This window comes from Mesorhizobium sp. P2_A8, assembly GCF_056404935.1.
This window is the reverse complement of the sequence record NZ_JBFUDB010000002.1, coordinates 558,010-575,384: the sequence shown is the minus strand read 5'-3', so window position 1 is coordinate 575,384 and position 17,375 is coordinate 558,010. Positions and strand designations below refer to the sequence as shown.

General features: G+C 64.7%; 14 protein-coding genes. 11 read left to right on the top strand and 3 right to left on the bottom strand.

Annotated elements, in window-relative coordinates; translation table 11 throughout:
- Positions 1–11: 11 nt before the first annotated feature.
- Entirely contained in the window at positions 12–1,370 is a 1,359-nt protein-coding gene (locus AC1D10_RS09395; RefSeq protein WP_477270862.1) for an LLM class flavin-dependent oxidoreductase, read from the bottom strand.
- A 156-nt stretch (positions 1,371–1,526) separates the two neighbouring features.
- Between AC1D10_RS09395 and AC1D10_RS09390 the strand changes: the two genes are divergently transcribed.
- From AC1D10_RS09390 to AC1D10_RS09340, 11 genes are all read left to right on the top strand, one after another.
- The gene (locus AC1D10_RS09390; protein WP_477270860.1) at positions 1,527–3,365 is read left to right on the top strand and encodes a dipeptide ABC transporter ATP-binding protein; all 1,839 of its coding nucleotides are present in this window, start codon (positions 1,527–1,529) and stop codon (positions 3,363–3,365) included.
- A gap of 168 nt (positions 3,366–3,533) precedes the next feature.
- Positions 3,534–5,447, top strand: a complete 1,914-nt coding sequence (locus tag AC1D10_RS09385; protein ID WP_477270858.1) for an ABC transporter ATP-binding protein — start codon at positions 3,534–3,536, stop codon at positions 5,445–5,447.
- Between the two features lie 9 nt (positions 5,448–5,456).
- On the top strand, positions 5,457–7,349 hold the full coding sequence (locus tag AC1D10_RS09380) for an ABC transporter ATP-binding protein (RefSeq protein ID WP_477270856.1): 1,893 nt from the start codon (positions 5,457–5,459) through the stop codon (positions 7,347–7,349).
- Positions 7,350–7,453: 104 nt separating this feature from the next.
- Positions 7,454–7,702 carry a hypothetical protein gene (locus tag AC1D10_RS09375; RefSeq protein ID WP_477270854.1) on the top strand — a complete coding sequence of 83 codons (249 nt, stop codon included), beginning with the start codon at positions 7,454–7,456 and terminating at the stop codon, positions 7,700–7,702.
- 87 nt (positions 7,703–7,789) lie between these two features.
- Positions 7,790–8,482, top strand: a complete 693-nt coding sequence (locus tag AC1D10_RS09370) for a helix-turn-helix domain-containing protein (RefSeq protein ID WP_477270852.1) — start codon at positions 7,790–7,792, stop codon at positions 8,480–8,482.
- Positions 8,483–8,485: 3 nt separating this feature from the next.
- On the top strand, positions 8,486–9,568 hold the full coding sequence (locus AC1D10_RS09365) for an extracellular solute-binding protein (RefSeq protein ID WP_477270850.1): 1,083 nt from the start codon (positions 8,486–8,488) through the stop codon (positions 9,566–9,568).
- Positions 9,569–9,644: 76 nt separating this feature from the next.
- Positions 9,645–10,502, top strand: a complete 858-nt coding sequence (locus AC1D10_RS09360) for an ABC transporter permease (protein WP_477270973.1) — start codon at positions 9,645–9,647, stop codon at positions 10,500–10,502.
- Complete coding sequence (locus AC1D10_RS09355; RefSeq protein WP_477270848.1) at positions 10,499–11,287, top strand: ABC transporter permease; 789 nt, start codon at positions 10,499–10,501, stop codon at positions 11,285–11,287. The genes AC1D10_RS09360 and AC1D10_RS09355 overlap by 4 nt, the downstream gene beginning before the upstream one ends.
- A 1-nt stretch (position 11,288) precedes the next feature.
- Positions 11,289–12,407 carry an ABC transporter ATP-binding protein gene (locus AC1D10_RS09350; RefSeq protein WP_477270846.1) on the top strand — a complete coding sequence of 373 codons (1,119 nt, stop codon included), beginning with the start codon at positions 11,289–11,291 and terminating at the stop codon, positions 12,405–12,407.
- A gap of 30 nt (positions 12,408–12,437) precedes the next feature.
- On the top strand, positions 12,438–13,823 hold the full coding sequence (locus AC1D10_RS09345; RefSeq protein WP_477270844.1) for an NAD(P)/FAD-dependent oxidoreductase: 1,386 nt from the start codon (positions 12,438–12,440) through the stop codon (positions 13,821–13,823).
- A gap of 59 nt (positions 13,824–13,882) precedes the next feature.
- Positions 13,883–14,242, top strand: coding sequence for a cupin domain-containing protein (locus AC1D10_RS09340; RefSeq protein WP_477270842.1), 360 nt, complete (start codon positions 13,883–13,885; stop codon positions 14,240–14,242).
- 1 nt (position 14,243) lies between these two features.
- Here the strand turns inward: AC1D10_RS09340 and AC1D10_RS09335 are convergent, their stop codons facing one another.
- Positions 14,244–14,498: a BrnA antitoxin family protein gene (locus AC1D10_RS09335; protein ID WP_477270840.1), complete on the bottom strand. Its 255-nt coding sequence runs from the start codon at positions 14,496–14,498 to the stop codon at positions 14,244–14,246.
- Between the two features lie 162 nt (positions 14,499–14,660).
- Entirely contained in the window at positions 14,661–17,375 is a 2,715-nt protein-coding gene (locus tag AC1D10_RS09330; RefSeq protein WP_477270838.1) for a nitrate reductase, read from the bottom strand.

Here is a 17,375-nt window from a genome sequence, read left to right as displayed (position 1 = left end):
GGTCTCCGGGGTCAGGACACGGCGCGCGCAGTGTCGCGCTGCTCGGCGAAGCGGTTGGCGGGCCGCGCCAGGCCGAAGCGGTCGCGCAGCGTTCCCGGTGCGTATTCGGTCGGGAACACGCCGCGGCGCTGCAGCTCCGGCACCACCTGTTCGGCGAAATTCACCCAGTCCTCCGGCAGCAGCGGGAACATCAGGTTGAAGCCGTCGGCGGCACCCGAGACGAACCAGTCCTGCAATTGGTCGGCGATCTGTTTCGGCGTGCCGGCGAGGGTCGGCACCGAGCCGCTGTTGGCGAGCTTGCGGGCAATCTCGCGCAGGCTGAGATTCTGCTTCGACCACTGCTTGACCCGGTTGAGCGACGTGCGCCCGCCATTGAAGGTGCTTTCGTCCGGCAGCGGCGGCAGCGGTCCGTCCGGCGGATAGACGGAGAGATCGATGCCGCTCCAGCTGGACAGAAGGTCGATGCCGACCTGATCGGGAAGTAAGGTCTGCAGATACTCCTGCTTTTCCCGGCCTTCCGCCTCGGAGGCGGCGACGATCGGCAGAATGCCGGGCAGGATCTTGAAGCTCTCCGGCCGCCTGCCGTGCCGGGCAAGGCGCTCGTTGATATCCCGACGATACTTGATGCCGTCTTCCTTGGTGCTGTAGATGGCGAAGTGCGCATCGGCCTGGGCCGTGGCGAAGTTCTTGCCGTCCTCGGACGAGCCGGCCTGGACGATCAGCGGATGACCCTGCGGCGGCCGCGAGACATTGAGCGGCCCGCGCACCTTGAAATGCTTCCCCTTGTGATCGATGGGATGGACCTTGTCGGGGTCGGCGAAATAGCCCGACGCCTTGTCGACCAGCAGCGCCTCGTCTTCCCAGCTGTCCCACAGCGCCTTGACGATATCGAGGAATTCGGCCGCTCGCTCATAGCGGAACGCATGTTCGATATTGCCGTCGCGGCCGAAATTGCGAGCCTCCTCGTCCATGGCCGAGGTGACGACGTTCCACGACGCCCTGCCCTTGCTGATATGGTCGAGTGAGGCGAACATGCGCGCCACATTGTAGGGCTCGCTGTAGGAGCTCGATGCCGTGGTGATCAGGCCGATGTGCTTGGTGACGCCGGCCAGCGCAGACAACAGCGTCAGCGGTTCGAGGCGGGCATTGGCGTAGTGAGCGACGCCGCTCTTGACCGAATCCCAGATCGACACGTGGTCGGCGACGAAGATCGTGTCGATCCTGGCGCGCTCGGCCGCCTGCACGAGATCGCGGTAGAAGTCGAAGTCCAGCACCTCCCGGCCAGGTGCTCGCGGGTGGCGCCACGACATCCGGTGATCGCCCTGCGGGTTGAAGAAAAATGCGCTGAGGATCATGTGATTTCGAGCCATGCCGGCCTCCTTCCAAATCTGCTCCGGAGACCGCCGCGCCGCCTCGGCAGGCGGCGACAAATCTCTCCCGAGCGACGAAAGGTAGATTGCGTTCCAGCTTTATTCGAGTAATTTTATAGAGATTATGTATTGCGAAAGCGGAAGCGATTGCCCTCGATGGCGGCGCTCGAAGAAAGTGGTTTCAAGCTGCCAATGTCCTCCACGGTTCTCAAGGTAGATCAGCTCTCAGTCGCCTATGACGGGCGCAAGGGATCGCATCCCGCCGTCAGCGGCGTGTCGCTGCACATAGGCGAAGGCGAAGCCCTTGGCCTGGTCGGCGAGTCCGGATCGGGCAAAAGCTCGGTTGCGCTCGCCATCCTGCGCTATCTGCCGAAGAACGCACGCATCGCGGCGTCGGCGCTGGAATTCCAGGGCCGCGAAATCCGCGATCTTTCCGCCGAGCAGTTGCGCCAGCTGCGTGGCAATCACATCGCGGCCGTCTATCAGCACCCGGGTGCTGCCCTCAATCCAAGCATGACGATCGGCCGGCAGATCACCGAGACGATCATGCGGCATCGCCCGGTTCGCCACGACGAGGCCCGCGCGCGCGCCGCCGAACTGCTCGGGCGGGTCCGGGTCGGACATCCGGACCGGGTGATGGATCTCTATCCGCACGAATTGTCCGGCGGCATGCAGCAGCGCGCCAACATCGCCATTGCGATTGCCCTTGATCCGTCGCTGCTGGTGCTGGACGAGCCGACGACGGCGCTGGACGCCAGCGTCCAGTCCGAGATCATCGCCATCCTCTCCGACTTACGCAAGGATCACAAAACCAGCGTGCTGTTGATCAGCCACGACATCAACATGATCCGCCGGTCCTGCGACCGCGTGGCGGTGATGCAGTCGGGCACCGTGGTCGAAAGCGGCGCCGCTGCCGACGTCTTCGACAACCCAAGCCATGCCTACACAAAGGCGCTCATCGCCTCGATCCCGGCCCTCAACTACACCAAGCGGGACGGCAGGCTGGCGGAGACGGACGGACTCGGCCTGCCAGCGGCAGTCAAGGATGAGGACGCCGGCGCACGGAAAGAGCGCCGGATCGCGATCGCCTGCAAGGGCATCAGCCACTCCTTCGGCAGCCAGCCAGTGCTCAGCGATATCGACCTCGACATAGCCCAGGGCGAAACCTTCGGGCTGATCGGCGAATCCGGTTCCGGCAAGTCGACCTTGGCGAGGATCGTCACCGGCCTGCAGACACCAGACTCCGGATCGGTCGAGCTGTTCGGCAGGACGGTCGCGCCGCGCGTCGAGAAGAGAAACCTTGCCGAACGGCGCGACGTGCAGATGGTCTTCCAGTCGCCGGATCGCACCCTCAACCCGCGTCAGCGCATCGGCAGGATCCTCGGCCGTCCGCTGCGGCGGCTCGCCGGCCTTCGCCGCAGCGAGGTGAGAGCCCGCGTCAGCGACCTCTTGCAGTCGGTCCGCCTCGCCGGCACCACGGCCGAGCAGAAATCGCGATCGCTGTCCGGCGGCCAGCGGCAACGGGCGGCCATCGCACGGGCCTTCGCCGGCGTGCCGAAGGTCGTCGTGCTCGACGAACCCACCTCGGCGCTCGACGTTTCCGTCCAGGCGACCGTCCTCAACCTGCTTAACGACCTGCAGCGCGACAAGGACACGACCTATCTGTTCATCAGCCACGACCTCAGGGTCGTGCGCTACATGGCCGACAGGATCGGCGTGCTCTATCGCGGCCGTCTGGTCGAAACCGGTTCATCCGACCAGATCTTCCAGGGACCCAATCACCCCTATACGCAACTGCTCCTGGCGGCGTCCTCCGATGAAGCAGCGCCGAAACTATCCGCGCCGGTCGAGATCGAGACCACCGGCATCGCCAGCAAGGGATGCTCCTTCGCCGATCGCTGCCCCCTGGTGCTGCCCGATTGCAGAAAGGCGGAGCCACCCGCCAGGCAGGTCGCGGCCGGCCACCGGATCGCCTGCTGGCGGCAGGGGTCGTAAACGGACCACCCGCGTCGAACACCGCAACGGCGCGTTTCCGGTCAGGCACAGTGCGATGCCGTCATTGGCTCTTGAACGGCCAAGCCGGACACGCGTAACATCGCATCATCTGAACTGAGTCTGCTTCATTCATCCGGGCCAAGTCCCGGATTGGTCTGGATATTTCCCTTGCATACGCAAGCAACCAGCGGCGCCGAGAAGCGCGGCAAATCGTTTGCCCATGTGGCGGAAGCCTCCTGGGGCAAGGGCCTCAGCACCTTGCTCCGTATCGTGCGCATGACGCTGCGCCATCCCTGGCAAGTCGCGATCACCCTGGTCTCGACCTTCATCGCCGCGACGCTGCAGCTTTTCATTCCCCGCCTGCTGGGACGCGCCATCGACCAGGCGCAGGGCGTCATGGCCGCGGGAGCCGGTGCCGCGGCGGAGCACGCGCTGTGGAACACAGCGCTTACACTGCTCGTCGTCAGCATCCTGCGCGGCCTCTTCACCATGGCGCAGAACTATTTTGGCGAGGCCGTTGGCCACCGGACCGGCTATGAACTGCGCCTGGCCTTCTACGAGAAGATCCAGCGCCTGAGCTTCTCCTTCCACGACCGGGTCCACACCGGCGATCTGATCACGCTCGGCCTGCTCGATCTCGACGGCGTGCGCATGTTCTTTTCCACCGGCATCCTGCGCGTCGTCCTGCTCGGCGTGCTGATCGGCGTCGGCGCCTATCTCCTGATCAGCACCGATCTGGTGCTTGGGTTGTTGAGCCTGAGTTTCGTGCCGTTCGTCGCCTGGCGCTCCTCGGTCACCCAACTGGCGCTGCGCAGCACCTGGCTGACTTTGCAGCAGCGACTGTCGGTGCTGAGCCGCGTGATGGATGAGAACCTCGGCGGCATTCGTGTCGTGCGGGCCTTTGCGGCACAGCGGCACGAGCTGGAAAAATTCGACCGCGCCAAGCAGGACGCGCTCGACCTCGCTAACCAGCGCGTCGATATCCGCGTCGGCAACACCAGCGCCATGAACTTCTCGTTCCTGGCCGCCATGGGCCTGGTGCTGTGGTTCGGCGGCCAGAAGGTGATTGCAGGCCAGATCAGCGTCGGCACGCTGGCCCAGTTCCTCACCTTCATGACCATCCTGCAGATGCCGGTGCGCCAGCTCGGCCTGATGGTCAACTCGTTCGCGCGCGCCTCGACCTGCGGCACGCGGCTGTTCGAACTGCTCGACGCCGAACTCGACATCGAGGACGCGCCCGGCGCCAGGGACCTCGCCGTCACCGATGGCGTGCTGCGCTTCGACAATGTCGGCTTCCGCTATGCCGGCGCGGGCGGCCGGCCGACGCTGTCGGGCATTTCCTTCGAGGCGAAGTCCGGCGAAACCGTCGGCATCGTCGGCCCGCCGGGCAGCGGCAAGTCGACCATCGCGCATCTGATCCCGCGCTTCTACGATGTCACGTCAGGCACCATCACCATCGACGGCCAGGACATCAGCAAGGTCACGCTGCAATCGCTGCGCAAGGCCGTCGGCGTGGTGCAGCAGGACGCGTTCCTGTTCACCACCTCGATCGAGAACAACATCGCCTACGGCAATCCCTGGGCGCGCGAGACCCGCATCGGCCAGGCAGCCGAATTCGCCCAGTTGCACAACTACATCATCGGGCTTCCCGCCGGCTACACCACGGTCGTCGGCGAACGCGGCGCGTCGCTTTCCGGCGGCCAGCGGCAGCGCCTGACCATCGCGCGCAGCCTGATGCTGCGGCCATCGGTGCTGGTCTTCGATGATTCGACCGCGGCCATCGACGCCGGCACCGAGCAGCGGATCCGGGCGGCGATGAAGCGCTTCGCCAAGGATCGCGTGACGCTGATCATCTCGCACCGGCTGAGCTCGCTGATGCATGCCGACCAGATCCTGTTCGTGGAGGGTGGCCGGATCGTCGAGCGCGGCACGCATGAGGAGTTGCTGGCGCTCGGTGGACGCTATCGCGCACTCTACGACCTGCAGCTGCGGCCGGACGATGAGCGGCCCGTGGCGGGAGCAATTCCAGGAAAAGTGGAAACCGGTTTTCCGTCCGGAATCGCGTCAAAATCAAAGAGATAGAGCCGCGTGATGTCGACACAGAGCGACGACGAGAAGGAAGACACCAGCAGGCGGCCGACAAAGGCTGTCGTCGGCTCGCACCGCGACGAGGAAGAGGTTTTCGGCAAAGCCTACGACCCGCGCATCGTGCGGCGCATCTGGAGCTTCGTGAAGCCGTATCAGGGCCGGATTTTCATCTCGGTCGCCGCCGTGCTGGTGTTCACGCTGACCCAGCTGGCGATCCCGCTGGTCATCCGCTACGCCATCGACCACGGCATGGCGGCTGGCAGGCTCGACCAGTCGGTGATGATCTCTGCGATCGGCGCTTTCACGCTGATCATTCTCATCAACTATGCCGCCAGCCATGTGCAGGAAGGCGTCGTCGGCAAGGTCGCCGAGAACGTGCTGTCGGACCTGCGCCGCGCTATGTTCAGCCATTTGCAGCGGGTCTCGCTGAGCTTCATGGACAAGACCGAGGTCGGCCGGCTGATGTCGCGCCTGCAGGGCGACGTCAATTCGATGCAGGAATTCCTCGAGACGTCGGTGATGTCGGTGGGCGACATCGTGCTGTTGTTCGGCATCGTCAGCGTGCTGCTCTGGCTCGATTTCCGGCTCGGTCTGCTGACGCTGTCGACCATGCCGGTGCTGTTCATCGTGCGCCTGTTCTGGCTGCCGCGCGCCAAAGTCGCCTTCATGGCCGCGCACGAGACCAACTCGATCGCCAACGGTGCGCTTGCCGAAGGCATCCATGGCGTGCGCACGGTGCAGAGCCTGGAGCGCCAGCACGTCAATTTCGACCTTTACGACGAGAAGGTGCTGGCCAATCTCAATGCCCATTTGACGTCGGCTAAGTACGCGCAGGTGATGGTGCCGATCGTCGACACGCTGACCGGCATCGCCATGGCGACGGTCATCGTCGTCGGCGGTTCGATGGTGCTCTCGCACAGCCTCGACGTAGGCGTCATGGTGGCGTTCCTGTTCTACATCCAGCGCTTCTTCGACCCGATCCGCTCGCTGACCATGCAGTACAGCGTCATGCAGCGCGCCATGGCCTCGGGCCAGCGCATCTCCGAAGTGCTCGACGTGCCGGTGGACGTCAGCGACAAGGATGGAGCAGTCGCCCTGTCGCGCGACATGGACGGCTCGGTCGAGTTCAGGAACGTCACCTTCGGCTACCGGCAGAACCAGCCGGTGCTGAAGAACATCTCCTTCCGCGTCAATCCGGGCGAGACCGTTGCACTTGTCGGCCCGACTGGATCGGGTAAGTCGAGCTCGATGGCGCTGGTGCACCGCTTCTACGATGTCTGGTCAGGCCAGGTCCTGGTCGGCGGACATGATGTACGTAACCTGACCCAGGACTCGCTCGGCGATCAAGTGGCCATGGTGCTGCAGGAGCCTTTCCTGTTCTCCGGCTCGGTGCTGGAGAACATCCGCTATCACAAGACAGGCGCCAGCCGCGAGGAAGTGGTCCGCGCAGCACAAGCCGTCGGTGCGCACGACTTCATCGAGAACCTGCCCGAAGGCTACGACACCGAACTCGAACAGCGCGGCGGCAATCTCTCGCTTGGCCAGCGCCAGTTGATCAGCTTCGCGCGGGCGCTGGTGGCCGACGCCAAGATCCTGGTGCTCGACGAGGCCACCGCCAGCATCGATTCCTACACCGAGATGCTGATCCAGAAGGCGCTGATAACACTGCTGGAAGGCCGTACTGGGCTGGTCATCGCCCACCGGCTGGCCACCATCCGCGGCGCCGACCGCATCATCGTCCTGCAGAACGGCGAGATCGTCGAAAGCGGCAACCACGAACAGTTGATGGCACGAAAAGGCCTCTACGCCCGCCTCTACAACATGAACTACGCCTCGTTCGACGACATCTCGGAAGGCGAGCTGGAGCTGGACGCGGCGGTCGGCAAGGCAACATGACCGTCGACGACAACAGCCGATTTTTTGGCTTCAGGGCTTAACTTTCGCGGCAGCGGTTTTTACATGTTGGACAGCTGGGGACGATCGAGCTTGAGGAGGCTCCCTTGCAGCAACCAGAAGACATCGCCGCCCGCAGATTGGGCATTCTCATCGAGCAATATGTGGAAGCGCGCAAAAAGCGCTACGACTATGTGTCGACAGAGCAGGCCTACCGGGCCATCCGGCAGGTCCTCAAACCTGCCATTTCCGATCGCGAACTCGACGACATGGTCGCCTCGCTTGCCGTCAAGAACGGGCTGGCGGTGGTTTTCGATCGCCAGACCAAAGCCGACGATCGGGCGGCAAGTACATAGACATCAGCAGTGATTTTCAGGTGGCATGCGAATCCGCTTGCCATGCGGTCTCACTTAATAGCATGTTAAGTGAACCCTGAGATCACCATGAAAATTGCCGAGGATCACATCCCAGACGACAGCGCCACGTCCAGCGCGGAAGCGCGCCGGTCGACGGTGTTGGGCAATCGCATCAAGGCCTATCGCACGGCGCGGCGCCTGACGCTGCGCCAGCTCGGCGACATGATCGGCACCACCGCCAGTTTCCTGAGCCAGCTCGAGCGCGGCCTTTCCGGGGCCAACACCAGCACGCTTATGCTGATCGCCAATGCGCTCGGCATCGGCCTCGCCGATCTTTTCGACGAATGCGAAGTGTCGCCGCACGCGGTGCTGACACGCGCCGAGCGGCCGGCGCTGCCGACCAGCGAAGGCTACCGCAAGACGCTGCTGTCGCGCCGGCCGATCCGTGAGATGGAAGTCTATTGCGGCGAATTCGCCGTTGGCGGGTCGACCGGCGACGTGCCCTACACGCATGGCAACGCGCACGAAATGTTCCTCGTGCTGCGCGGCCGGGTGCAACTGACGCTCGGCGACGAGAGCTTCATCCTCGAAGAGGGCGACAGCATCGAATATGCGACCTCGACGCCGCACAGGACCATCAATGTCGGCAACACGGTCGCCGAAGTGCTGTGGATCATCGCACCGCCGACAAGCGGCGCCGTCGATCTCGACCAATATGTAGCCCGGAAACCACTCGCAGCCGGGCTGCCAAAATCAAACAGCGAGTCATCGGAGGGTTAGAAAATGGGAAGCAGATCAATAGTCACCGGATTTCTCGGTGCAGCCGCACTGGCCTTGATTGCAGCCGCCGCGGCTCATGCGCAGAGCGCACCGCCGGCCGGCACCGTGGTGGACGGTTCGTTGAAGGGCAAGACACTGACCTTCGTGTCCTATGGCGGCATCTACCAGGACGGCCAGGTCGCCGCCCTCAAGGAGTTCGTCGACAAGAGCGGCGTCAAGCTGCTGAACGATGGGCCGACCGAAATCGCCAAGCTTCAGGCGCAGGTCGAGTCCGGCAATGTGACCTGGGATGTCGTCGACACCGACGATTTTCCGCCATTCGTGCATTGCGGCAAACTGTTCCAGAAGCTCGACCTGACCAAGCTCGACGTTTCGCACATCCCGGCCGGACAGGTCGGCGAATGCAGCGTGCCGGCGATGAACTACGGCACCGTGCTGATGTACAAGAACGCGACCTATAAGGACAATCCGCCGAAGGACTGGAAGGATTTCTTCGACACCAAGAAATTCCCCGGCACGCGCGCCATCGATGGCAGCGGCAGCCCGATCGGCGGTCTGATCGAACAGGCCATTCTGGCTGACGGCGGCTCGGTCGACAACATGACCCCGGCCGACATCGACAAGGGCATCGCCAAGATCAAGGCCATCGGTCCGGACACGATCTTCTGGAAAACCGGTGCCGAGTCCCAGCAGCTCGCCGAATCCGGCGAAGCCGACATGATCATCATGTGGACCGGCCGCGCCATGACGGCGGTCAAGAACGGCGCTGCCTATACGCCGGTGTGGAAGGACTGGCTGGTCGTCATGGATCAGCTGACCATCCCGGTCGGGGCCAAGGACACCGACGCCTCCTACGCGCTGATCAACGCCTATCTCGGCAAGAAATCGCAGGAGATCCTGACCGAGCAGACGTCCTACTCGCCCATCAACACCGAGGCACAGCCCAAGGTGGACGCTTCCGTCGCCGCCTTCCTGACCAACACGCCGGAACACGCCAAGCAGGGCTACCAGCAGAACATCAAGTTCTGGGTCGCCAACTTCGCCACAGCGTCCGACAAGTGGACGGCGCTGATGGCCGGCAACTGAGCCGGCTGAACGCCAGGGTGAAGGCGTGAGCCAGACATCGCATACGCTGGCGGCCGGGGGTGAAAATCCCCGGCCGGTGGGTGCCCTGCAGGGGCCGCAACGGCGCCTGCGGCTTGCCGCCTATCCTTCGCTGCTGGCGTTGCCGGCCCTGCTCCTGCTCATCGCCGCGATGGGCTATCCGCTGCTGACCGTCACCCTGCGCAGTTTCTCGGATCCCGCCTGGGGCCTGCAGAATTACGTCTGGTTCTTTTCCACGCCGGTGAACGTCACGGTCCTGTGGCGCACCTTTTCCATCGCCGCCTGGGTCACCATCGTCTGCGTCATCGCCGCCTATCCCTATGCCTATCTCATGACGGCGGTCGGGCCGCGCATGCGGCTCGTCCTCATCCTATGCGTGCTGGTGCCGTTCTGGGTGAGCGGCGTGGTACGCACATTGGCGTGGGTCATCCTGCTGCAGGATTCCGGCATCATCAATTCCATCATCAGGCTGCTCGGCTTTGACTCGGTAAAGCTGATCCGCACGCAGACCGGCGTGGTGATCGGCATGGCGCAGGTGCTGCTGCCGTTCATGATCCTGCCGCTCTATTCGGTCATGCGCGGCATCGACCTGCGCCTCGTCCAGGCGGCGCGAAGCCTCGGTGCGCGGCCTTTGCTCGCCTTCCTGCAGATCTATCTGCCGCTGTCGCTGCCCGGCGTTTTCGCCGGCGCCATCATCGTCTTCATCCTGTCGCTCGGCTTCTACATCACGCCGGCACTGCTTGGCGGACCCCGCAGCACCATGCTGTCGACGCTGGTTCAGAGCCAGGTGCTCAGCCTGCTCAACTGGGGCCGTGGCGGCGCCATGGGCGTCGTGCTGCTGGTCGCGACCTTCGTGCTGCTGGCGCTCGCCGCACCGCTGATGCGCCAGCGCCACAAGCAGGCGTCGAGATCATGAGGCTGGCCCCGTTCCGCATTCTGCTCGGCCTGTTCTGCCTGCTGGTTGCGGTGTGGCTGGTGATGCCGACACTGGTCATCATCCCGATGTCGTTCAACGAGAAGAAGTCGCTTGCCTTCCCGCCGTCAGGCTTCTCCTGGCAGTGGTACGAGAATTTCTTCACCAACCCCGATTGGCTGTCCAGCTTCTTCAATTCGCTCAAGGTCGCCGGCCTCGTCGCTGTCGCCGCCACGCTCCTCGGCACGCTGGCCGCACTTGGCCTCAGCCGCATGAAGCATTCAGGCGCCGGCCTGCTGCGCGCCATCCTGATCACGCCGATGATCGTGCCTGGCGTGGTGCTGGCGATCGGCATCTATGCCGTCTATCTCGACTACCATCTCGTCGGCACCACCACCGGCTTCGTCATCGCCCACACGATGCTGGCCATACCCTTCGTCATCATCGCCGTATCTGCGAGCCTCGAGGTCTTCGACGTGCGGCTGGAGACGGCGGCGGCAAGCCTTGGTGCCGACCGCTTCACAGCGTTCCGCACCGTGACCTTGCCGCTGATCGCGCCCGGCATCCTGTCGGGGCTGCTGTTTGCCTTCGTCACCTCCTTCGATGAAATCATCGTCGCGCTGTTCATCACCAGCCCGTATCTGAAGACCTTGCCGGTGCAGATCTTCACCAGCATCACCCGCGACGCCGACCCGACCGTAACCGCCGTCGGAACGATCATTTTTATTGCCACGACGCTGGTGATCAGTGCCGGGCTGATCATCAGCTCGAAATCGACGAGGGGTTGAGATGGCTGCGTCCGACAGCAAAGAACGTGGCGCGGCCATCGACATCAAGGGCGCAACCAAGCGTTACGGCAATTTCACCGCGCTCGACGATGTCAGCCTGCATATCGAGCCGGGCGAGTTCATGACGTTGCTGGGCCCGAGCGGCTCGGGCAAGACCACCACGCTCAACGTCGTCGCCGGCTTCACCGACCTGACCTCCGGCGACCTCGCCGTTGGCGGCAAGAGCATCGTCGCGTTGCCGGCGCACAAGCGCAACATCGGCGTCGTCTTCCAGCACTACGCGCTGTTTCCGCACATGACCGTCGGCAAGAACGTCGCCTATCCGCTCACCCTGCGCGGCATGGACAAGCAGACGCGCGACCGCCACGTCGCGCGCGCCCTCGACATGGTCAAGATGGCCGACTTCGCGCATCGCTATCCGGCCGAGCTTTCCGGCGGCCAGCAGCAGCGCGTGGCGCTGGCGCGCGCCATCGTCTTCGATCCGCCGCTGCTGCTGATGGACGAGCCGCTCGGTGCGCTCGACAAGAAACTGCGCGAATGGCTGCAGCTGGAAATCAAGCGCATCCACCGCGAACTCGGCACCACCTTCGTCTATGTGACGCATGATCAGGAAGAGGCGCTGGTGCTCTCCGATCGCATCGCCGTGTTCAACCGGGGGCGCATCGAACAGGTCGGAACCGGACGCCAGCTCTATGACGAGCCGGCGACCTTGTTCGTGGCGAAATTCATCGGCGAATCGACCAGTTTGCGTGGTGATTCCCAGACGTCGGGCGGCGAGACCAGCCTGACGATTGCCGGCCAGAAGATCGTTGCCGGCGGCAAGCTCGCCGGCGGCCAGAAACCGGTAGTCCTGCTGCGGCCGGAAAAGCTTTCGCTTGCCAGCACGAAGACGCCTCCAGCCGCCGGGCAGAACAGCCTCACCGGCCAGGTCAGCGAAGCGATCTATCTGGGCTCGGGTTCGAAATACCAGGTGACGCTCGGCGATGGTTCGGTGGCCATCGTGCGCTCGTCGCTGGAGGCCACGCCCTTCTCGATTGGTGACGCGGTCGATCTGCGCTGGTCGGTCGTCGATGCAAAACTTCTTGCCGACGACGACCGCGCCGACATGACGATGACCTGACCGCTCCCTCCCCCCGCAGGATTTTTAGACATGGACGCCAAAGTCAACGGCAACGTCTCGTTCTGGTATGCCGACATTGGCGGCCTGCCAGCCTATCGCGCGCCGCTTCCGGGCGACCTCGAAGCCGACGTCTGCATCGTCGGCGCCGGCTACACCGGCCTGTGGACGGCCTACTATCTGAAGCAGGCCGATCCTTCGATCCGTATCGCCATCGTCGAAAGGGAATTCGCCGGCTTCGGCGCGTCCGGCCGCAATGGCGGCTGGCTGTCCGGCGGCTTCAGCTGGTCGCGCGAGAAATATCTGCAGACATCGACGCGCGGCGCCGTCATCGACATGGAAACCGCCATGCATGGCACGGTCGACGAAGTGATCGCAGTGACCGAGGCCGAAGGCATCGATGCCGACATCCGCCGCGTCGACAATCTGACGGTTGCCACCAACCCGCCGCAGCTGGAGCGGATCAAGGCCGCCTATGCCGACGCGATCGGCTGGAGCGTGCCACAGGAGCGCGTCAGCCTGATCGGCCAGGCGGAGGCCAAGGCCCGCATCGACATCCGCAACGTGCTTGGCGGTTATATCCACCACGGCACGGCGCGTGTGCAGCCGGCTAAGCTTGTCCGCGGCCTGTCCGAAGCAGTCGAGCGGCTTGGCGTGCCGATCTACGAGCACACTGATGTGACGAGTATCGAGAAGGGCAAGGTCACGACCGATCGCGGCACGGTGCGCGCGGCCGTCATCATCCGCGCCACGGAAGGGTTCACGGCCGGCATATCAGGCAATGAACGGCTCTGGCTGCCGCTCAACAGCGCGCAGATCATCACCGAGCCGCTGCCGCAATCGCTGTGGGACGAGATCGGCTGGCAGGGCCACGAGCTTCTGGGCGACGCCGCGCACGCCTATTGCTACGCGCAGCGCACCCGCGAAGGCCGCATCACCATGGGCGGACGCGGCGTGCCCTATCGCTACGGATCGCAAACGGACGTGCGCGGCCAGACGCAGCAGGCGACGATCGAAAGCCTGCACGCAATCCTCACCCGCCTTCTGCCGCAGACGAAAGGGCTTCGCATCGACCATGCCTGGTGCGGCGTGCTTGGCGTGCCGCGCGACTGGTGCACGACCGCCGGCCTCGACCTTGAGACCGGCATTGGCTGGGCCGGCGGCTATGTCGGGCTTGGCGTGTCGAGCTCCAACCTTTCCGGCCGGACGCTGCGCGATCTCATCCTGCGCCGCGACACCGAACTGACCCGCCTGCCCTGGGTCAACCGCCAGGTCAGCAAATGGGAGCCGGAGCCGATGCGCTGGCTCGGCGTCCACTCGATGTATCAGCTTTACCGCGTCGCCGACCAGCGCGAGGAAGCCGGCCTCCGGCATACGTCGAAACTGGCCGCCATCGCCGACCGCATCACCGGCCATTGAGCCCTGCGCCGCCACACATCGGATTCAAAAACATTTTCAGTGCCTGCCCGGAGACTGCCATGACCGACTTTCAGACCTTCGCCCATCTCGCCTCGATCGATCTCGGCGAGCCCGAGCCCAAGCCGACCTCGATCAGCGGCGATCAGCTCGAAGCGTCGAGGACACTGTGGACCTCACCGGACGGCACGCTGGAAGTCGGCGTCTGGGAGTGTACGCCCGGCCGGTTCACCGCATCGCGCGACAGCAATTCCGAAACCTGCCACATCGTGTCGGGCCGGGTCTCGCTGCATGGTCTCGATGGCCGCAGCAAGGACGTCGGCCCCGGCGAAATGCTGGTGCTGCCGAAAGGCTGGAAGGGCGAATGGACGATCCACGAACCGACGCGCAAGCTTTACATCCTGCACTTCGAGGCGGCGTGAGCTAATCGCCGTTCCCGGCGGCGTTCGGCCTGCCTTCTATTGCCTGCCGCAATGCATCGTTGATCCGATCCTGCCAGCCGGGCCCATCCGCCTGGAAATGGTCCAGCACGGCTCGATCGATCCTGATCGAAACGAGCTCCCTGACACCTGGCGCGGCCGAGGGCTCGCGAACCGGGGCAACCGGCTTCTTGATCGGCTTGAAGGCGGCTTCCGCCGCCGTCATCGGATTTGTCGGTCGGCGCGGGGGATTTGCCATTGGGTGACCCTGACTGGAGACAATTCATGCTCGCCGGGAAGGCTCAAAATTGCGCCAGCATAGCCCAACTAGTGCCATCGCGCAGGCCCATTCGGCCAGGACCGTCTCGATCCCCGCACGGCGCGGTTCGCGTGCCGCCTTCGCGGCACGCGCTGCTGCTCGTCACTCGGCGGCCTGAAGAATTTGTGCGTCGACGATGATCCTGATTTCGGCACGGCAAGAGCCGCAATTCGTGCCGGCATGCAGGGCAGCGCCGATCGCCTCGACGCTGGCGCAGCCGCCTCGCACCGCCTGCGCGATCTGGTTGGCGCCGACGCCGAAACAGGAGCAGACGATGGCGCCGCGGTCGACGCCGACCCCGCCCGGCCGCCCGGCCACGATCGCCAGCCTGCCGCGCCGGTCGGCATGATCGGCAGTTAACTGCTCCGCCGCCCACCCGCGCGACACCGCGACCGGACTGGGCGCGACGAACAAGGCGCCGGACAGGTGATCGCCGTCGAAAGCCGCGATGCGATGCTGGCCGGCATCGCGGTCATGATAGGCGAGCATTTCGGCGGCCCCCGGCGGCGTGCCGAACAAGGCTCCGGCGAAGCCGGCCCAGTCGATGTCGTCATCTCCAAAGGCAAGTTCGACCCGCCAGCCACCCCTGCACTTGGCCACGGCCCAGTAGCTTGCCGTATCAGGCGCCGGCCTCTGCCGCATCACGGCGAAGCCAAAGGCTTTCGCTGCGAATTTCTCGATGCGGGCGGCGACATGTTTCAACGCCGGCTGGCCGGAGACCGGATCGGTGAGCGGCGCGGTCAGCGCGTCGAGCCGGCCCTTAGCCGAGAACTGATCGGTCCAGTGCATAGGCGCAAACAGGCTGCCCTGGCGCTGGCGTGCCGTCACCAGCGCGCGCACCAGCACGTCGCCGCGTGGGCTGGAAACGCGCACGATGTCGGCGTCGCCGATGCCGAAGCGCTGCGCATCAGCCGGGTGGATTTCGACGAAGGGTTCGGCAATGTGCTGGGACAGCCGCGGGCTTTTGCCGGTCCGCGTCATGGTGTGCCAGTGATCGCGGATGCGGCCTGTGTTGAGGATCAGCGGATAGTCCGGGCTGGTACGGGTCTCGACGCTGGGGCGAATGGCGATGAAGCGCGCCTTGCGGTCGGGCGTGTAGAAATTGCCGTTAGCGAAGAAGCGGCTGCTGGAAGGGCCATGTCCAGCCTGGGCGCCCTCGTCTGGCTGACGTCCCGCCAGAACTGGGCCCGGCGCCGGCCACTGGAACGGCTCAAGTGCTGCGTAGGCCTCTGCATCAACCCCCGCATAGGCACCAATATCGAAATCCCGCGCGCCGTCATTCTCGAACCCCGACAGCGCGGCGTGCTCGGCAAACACCTCCGACGGCGTCGCCTGCGAAAATGCCTCGTCAAAACCCATCCGCCTGCCGACTTCGGCGACGATCTGCCAGTCGGGCCGCGCCTCGCCGGGCAGGTCCAGGAACGCGCGCTGGCGCGAGATGCGGCGCTCCGAATTGGTGACGGTGCCGTCCTTCTCGCCCCAGGCGGCGGCGGGCAGCCGGACATGGGCGTGGCGGACGGTGTCGGTCCTGGCCAGCACGTCCGACACCACGACGAACGGACAGGCCTTGATCGCCGCTTCGACGGCATCGGCGTCAGGCATCGAATCGACTGGATTGGTGGCCATGATCCACAGCGCCTTGATGCGCCCGTCGGCGACCGCCTGGAACATCTCGACCGCCTTCAGGCCGGGCTTTTCGGCAATGGCCGGCGCAGTCCAGAAGCGCTGCACGCGCTCGCGGTGTTCTGGATTTTCGATCTCCATATGGGCGGCCAGCATGTTGGCCATGCCGCCGACCTCGCGGCCGCCCATGGCGTTGGGCTGGCCGGTCACCGAAAACGGCCCTGCCCCCGGGCTGCCGATACGGCCGGTGGCGAGATGGCAGTTGATGATGGCGTTGACCTTGTCGGTGCCCGAAGACGACTGGTTCACCCCCTGGCTGTAGACCGTCACGGTCCTGGAGGTCGCGGCGAACAGGCTGTAGAAACGGCTAAGCTCGTCCTCGCCAAGGCCCGTGGCAGCGGCGACGCCGGCAAGGTCGAGCGCCGATGCCGCGAAAAGCGCCTGCCCGAAACCGGTCGTGTGCGCCGTGATATAGGCACGGTCCAGCGCGTTGTGCTGGCCGAGATAGGCGAGCAGCCCGGTGAACAGCGCGGCGTCGCCATCGGGCGCGATCGCCAGGTGCATGTCGGCGATGTCAGCGGTCATCGTGCGGCGCGGATCGACCAGCACGATCTTCATCTCCGGCCGCTTTTCCCGGGCCGCCACGATGCGCTGGTAGAGCACGGGATGGCACCAGGCGAGATTGGAGCCGACCAGCACGATCAGGTCGGCAAGCTCCAGATCCTCGTACGTTCCCGGTACGGTGTCGGAGCCGAAGGCGCGGCGGTGGCCGGCGACCGACGAGGCCATGCACAGGCGCGAATTGGTGTCGATGTTGGCCGAGCCGACAAACCCTTTCATCAGCTTGTTGGCGACGTAATAATCCTCGGTCAGCAACTGGCCGGAGACATAGAAAGCGACGGCATCGGGGCCGTGCTCGGCGATGGTTTGCGAGAAGGTCGAGGCGACAAGGTCGAGCGCCTCGTCCCAGCCGGTGCGGCGGTCGTGGATCTCGGGATAGAGCAGCCTGCCGTAGAGATCGATGGTCTCGGCCAGGGCCGAGCCTTTGGAGCAGAGCCGGCCGAAATTCGCCGGATGGTCGGGGTCGCCGCGGACGGACACTTGCCCGTCCGCGGCGACCTTCGCCAGCACGCCGCAGCCTACCCCGCAATAGGGGCAGGTGGTCCTCACCTCGCGCGCTACGTCAATCTCCAT

Bases quoted from the DNA above. Each gene is read 5' to 3' on its own strand.
- AC1D10_RS09330 (WP_477270838.1), bottom strand. From the start codon at position 17,375: ATGGAGATTGACGTAGCGCGCGAGGTGAGGACCACCTGCCCCTATTGC.
- AC1D10_RS09345 (WP_477270844.1), top strand. From the start codon at position 12,438: ATGGACGCCAAAGTCAACGGCAACGTCTCGTTCTGGTATGCCGACATT.
- AC1D10_RS09380 (WP_477270856.1), top strand. From the start codon at position 5,457: ATGTCGACACAGAGCGACGACGAGAAGGAAGACACCAGCAGGCGGCCG.
- AC1D10_RS09390 (WP_477270860.1), top strand. From the start codon at position 1,527: ATGGCGGCGCTCGAAGAAAGTGGTTTCAAGCTGCCAATGTCCTCCACG.
- AC1D10_RS09350 (WP_477270846.1), top strand. From the start codon at position 11,289: ATGGCTGCGTCCGACAGCAAAGAACGTGGCGCGGCCATCGACATCAAG.
- AC1D10_RS09335 (WP_477270840.1), bottom strand. From the start codon at position 14,498: ATGGCAAATCCCCCGCGCCGACCGACAAATCCGATGACGGCGGCGGAA.
- AC1D10_RS09340 (WP_477270842.1), top strand. From the start codon at position 13,883: ATGACCGACTTTCAGACCTTCGCCCATCTCGCCTCGATCGATCTCGGC.
- AC1D10_RS09365 (WP_477270850.1), top strand. From the start codon at position 8,486: ATGGGAAGCAGATCAATAGTCACCGGATTTCTCGGTGCAGCCGCACTG.
- AC1D10_RS09355 (WP_477270848.1), top strand. From the start codon at position 10,499: ATGAGGCTGGCCCCGTTCCGCATTCTGCTCGGCCTGTTCTGCCTGCTG.
- AC1D10_RS09370 (WP_477270852.1), top strand. From the start codon at position 7,790: ATGAAAATTGCCGAGGATCACATCCCAGACGACAGCGCCACGTCCAGC.
- AC1D10_RS09395 (WP_477270862.1), bottom strand. From the start codon at position 1,370: ATGGCTCGAAATCACATGATCCTCAGCGCATTTTTCTTCAACCCGCAG.